At 36.7% G+C, this 4,090-nt stretch carries 2 protein-coding genes and 2 pseudogenes; 3 read left to right on the top strand and 1 reads right to left on the bottom strand.

Annotated features, from left to right (window positions below; genetic code table 11):
- Together GO685_RS03680 and GO685_RS05875 are read left to right on the top strand one after the other, a co-directional pair.
- Positions 1 to 90: pseudogene (locus GO685_RS03680) on the top strand (IS982 family transposase); the annotation flags it as partial.
- Between the two features lie 18 nt (positions 91 to 108).
- Positions 109 to 246, top strand: a pseudogene (locus tag GO685_RS05875) (IS66 family transposase); the annotation flags it as partial.
- A gap of 333 nt (positions 247 to 579) precedes the next feature.
- Here the strand turns inward: GO685_RS05875 and GO685_RS03670 are convergent.
- Positions 580 to 2,388 (bottom strand): ABC transporter ATP-binding protein, encoded by a 1,809-nt coding sequence (locus tag GO685_RS03670; protein ID WP_175937622.1) that lies wholly within the window; start codon positions 2,386 to 2,388, stop codon positions 580 to 582.
- A 95-nt stretch (positions 2,389 to 2,483) separates the two neighbouring features.
- Here GO685_RS03670 and GO685_RS03665 point away from each other — a divergent pair, with 95 nt between their 5' ends.
- Positions 2,484 to 3,782 (top strand): cbb3-type cytochrome c oxidase subunit I, encoded by a 1,299-nt coding sequence (locus tag GO685_RS03665; RefSeq protein WP_175937621.1) that lies wholly within the window; start codon positions 2,484 to 2,486, stop codon positions 3,780 to 3,782.
- Positions 3,783 to 4,090: the final 308 nt, after the last annotated feature.

The following is a 4,090-nucleotide window of genomic DNA, read 5'->3' as shown; positions in this document are numbered from 1 at the left end:
GGTTATATCCAAAAAGATTTATTTCTACAATTACTTGATAGAAATTTAAAGCTTGTTACCAAGATAAAAAAAGGTATGAAAAACGCATTAAAATTTTGTTCACAGAGCCTAGAGCACGGCCGTTGTCGAAAGTGTGGAAAAAGTAGCAAATTACCAGAAGGTGTGACATCAGATACATTTGAGCTAAGGGTTAAGTCGATAATTGCGGCATTTAGCGGATTTTACAAAAATTCAAAGCGTGGAGTGTTGTTTACCGCAAAAACTCATATTTTACACAATCGGAGCGAGGAAATACATTCCTTGAGCGAATAACTTCGTTATACTTAACATGGAAACAAAAGGAGCTAAATCCTTTCCACAGCCTCTTATCTATCGCTTCTTAAACTGCTCCCCTGAATGGGTACTATCAAACAAGATACATAATAAATTCGCTAAACCTCTAATTGCAGGAAAACTTTTTAATTTACCATTGGGATTTGGTATTAGAAGGTATTAATAACTACACACAATTTCTTGCAAATATTCAATCTTTTTGTGCCTAAATTTTTAAGCTCTGGATATGTTGATCAAAAAAATACCTTACGTTTGTTCTTCAACGCACCTCTTGATGCGCACCCCTCCACTTTCCTCTGGCAAAAATCCACCAACTTGTGTATCCCATAGGGTTTTATACATTCCATTTTTATCGAGCAATGCTTGGTGCGTGCCATCTTCTATAATCTTACCCTGGTCAAAGACTAAAATGCGATCCATATGCAAAAGTGTAGATAGGCGATGGGCTATTACTATTGTAGTTTTACCTTGCATCAGTTCCCATAGGGACTCCTGAATACTACTTTCAGTTACAGAATCAAGTTGTGAAGTTGCCTCATCCAAAATTAATATCGGAGCATCTTTTAAAATAGCTCTTGCAATTGCAATACGCTGCCTCTGCCCACCTGAAAGTTTTACACCTCTTTCGCCAACGAGTGACTCATACCTTTGGGGCAATTTTGAAATGAATTCATGAGCATGTGCACGTTTGGCAGCCTCTACAACTTCATCATCACTAGCACCTGTTTTGCCATAGCGAATATTTTCCATTAAAGTCCTATGAAAAAGCGACGGATCTTGTGGAATCATTCCAATGTTTCTGTGTAAAGAATCCTGAGTTACATTGCGAATGTCTTGTCCATCAATTGAAATTTTTCCAGATTTCACGTCATAAAGCCGGAGGATCAGATTCACAAATGTCGATTTACCACTACCTGAGTAACCAACAAGCCCTACTTTTTGACCAGACTTAATTATTATGGATTTGTTTTCAAATATTGGTTCTGCATCCTTATAGTAAAAATGAACTTGATTAAAAGTAATTTCCCCTTTTTTAACGACCAGATCTACAGCATCTAGCTGGTTTTGGATTTCAGGAATCACAGTAATTGTCCTCAAAGCCTGAGTAATCCTTCCCCATGACTTAGAGAACTGTGAGAAATCTTTAGCTATCATCCAAAGAAAATTAGCTATTGCTATATTAACAGTCATAACAAAAGCAAAATCTCCAGCAGTAATTGACCCTTGCCCTCTTCCTTTAATTAGGAAGTATAAATTAAGTATTTGCATGATTAGAAATAAGAAGCCATAGAAAGTGAAAATCCACGTATACAACCACTGAAGTCTTTGCTCTGCTTTCACAGCTTCGCTATGAGTAGCTCGCAAAGATAATCTTTCTTGGTATTTGCTGGCAAATAACCTTACAGACATGATATTTGAGAACACATCTACCATTTTACCAGTAATGCTTGAGCCAAGCTCTGACCACGCATCTGCAAGATGCGTTATCTTTCCTGCAAGTAAGAGGGAAGACAGAACAAATAATGCAGACCAAGTTAACATCAATAAAGCAAAGCTGATATTCACTTGCCATAAAAAGTAAATTGCGATACTAAGCGCTAATGCACGGCTTACAAACCTATCAATCGTAATTTGTACGATATCTGGAATATAATTTGTCAAATCGTTAACCTTATTGGCAAGACTGCCGGAGAAGTTATTTTGATAGTAGCTATTATCCTGATTTAATAATATGGCAATACTCGATTCAACAATGTTTTTACGGAGATTAGGGATCATCTTAATTTCAAAAAAATAGTTGTATAATCTATTCATACACTCAAGTAAAAATAGTATTAGTACATAGGATATAGCAGGAGTTGCTATGCTACGAAAAAGATCATCTGCAGCTGATGTTGAAGCACGATCTATAATAATTTTTATCAAGTATGGACTAAAGGAAACATCAACAGCCCAGACTAATGCTGTCAGCAATACTATTGTAATATGAAACGGAAATGGGCGCAGCGTTTTCAGGATGAAAGATATGAACTGCTTTGTTGTGATGTCATTCATTTGAACTACACGCGGAAATGCTAATCAATTTGAAAAATTTACGCTGCCTTGTATTATAATATCTTATCAATCAAAAATAAAAAAGGGAAATAGCCGTGCTCAACATACAAAATAACGCTCCACTTTGCAGGCAATGGATATTCTTGGCAGTATGTGCTCTTGCTTGTTCTGGGTTGCTGTCAATAATCGTTATTTTTCTACGATTGCCTTTTATTTCCTCTCTCGTTCCTTCTGCACAATATATTTTTGACAATGCGCTGGTGATACACGTGAACTTGTCAATTTTGGTGTGGATGTGCTCTATAATATCTCTGCTCTTTATCATAAATCTACAAAATACCAATAATTGGCTCAACTTTTTATGGATTCTTTCAACCCTTTCCATGCTGCTAATGTTTATATCTGCATTCGTCCCAGACACTGAAGTTATCAAAAGTAACTATATACCTGTATTACAAAACAAATTGTTTTTGTTTGGGCTTGGTTCGTTTATTACCAGCATATTGGTAAACGCAGCCCTCATCTACATGTCAAATAAACAAGCCTCTTACCTTTCCGTTGGGCAAATTGGGCTGGTTATTATACTTGTATCATCATTTCTTTGCTTTGCTCTAGCCCACAAAAATGTGCCTACAGGTCTGTATCACTCAGATAAGAATTTATTTTACGAGTATCTCTTCTGGGGAAGCGGTCATTTGCTGCAATTTGCCTTTGCTCAAGGAATGTTTTTGGTTTACTTGATAATGCTAAACTCCAGCGTCAATCTAGCTTTAAACAATAAAATTACCATTTTACCGCTATTTATCAACACAATCTTGGCTGTAGGCGCGCCGTTTACATATTTTGTTTATTCGGTGGATAGTGCTGAATTGATACAGTTTTTTACTTGGCATATGAGAATTGCTGGAGCAGTTTTGCCGTGTTTCTTAATAATGCTCATGTATCGCAACATAAAGGCCTTACTTAATGAGAAGGGCAATTATTTGCTCCATTCATTTGTATTATTTATCTATGGAGGCATGCTTGGAGTGTTGACTATTGAGGGAAATGTCACCATTCCTGCTCATTACCATGGTTCTGTGGTTGGTATCACTATAGCTTTTATGAATTTTGTCTACTGGCTATTGCCAAAACTAGGCTGTAAAGAGATAAAAAGCTCAGTAGTAAGATTACAGATTTACTCATACAGTTTGGGACACTTTCTCCATATTACTGGCCTTGTTTGGCTTGGTGGGTATGGCGCTTTGAGGAAAGTTGCAGATTTACCAAGCATTTCGTCGGTGCTAGCACGTATCTGTTTTATTATGGGCGGAGCTGTATCAGTTGTTGGTGGAATGCTGTTCGTAATAATTGTGCTTTTATCCTTGCTTAAAGGCAGGGCGCGTACCAATTAAGAAACGGAACTAAAAAAACTACTTGACAACCTTCGCCAACCCTGTTATTATGAGACTGAAGCCATTATTTATCTTCAGTCTGTGCAGATAAAACGACAAAAAACTCAATGTACTTGGGGTCTTATGTTTAATTTTTTGCACTATGTGTACCTCATGTCTTTACAAACTTTCAAGGTTTTTACCTAATATAAGCTAAAATGCGCTTGTTAAAGCGTTTAAGGCAAAAGAAACCCCGCTAGCTAGTTATTCACTATCTATCTTTTAAATTGGCGTTTTTTATTGTCTTAAACGCTTTAACAAGCGCATTT

It is taken from the genome of Wolbachia endosymbiont of Madathamugadia hiepei (assembly GCF_013366855.1).
Lineage (GTDB): Bacteria > Pseudomonadota > Alphaproteobacteria > Rickettsiales > Anaplasmataceae > Wolbachia.
The sequence above is the reverse complement of the archived record's forward strand: the minus strand, read 5'-3'. Positions and strand labels throughout refer to the sequence as shown.

What these genes read in the sequence shown, in the direction of transcription:
- GO685_RS03670 (WP_175937622.1), bottom strand. Translation starts at nt 2,388, where the DNA reads ATGAATGACATCACAACAAAGCAGTTCATATCTTTCATCCTGAAAACG.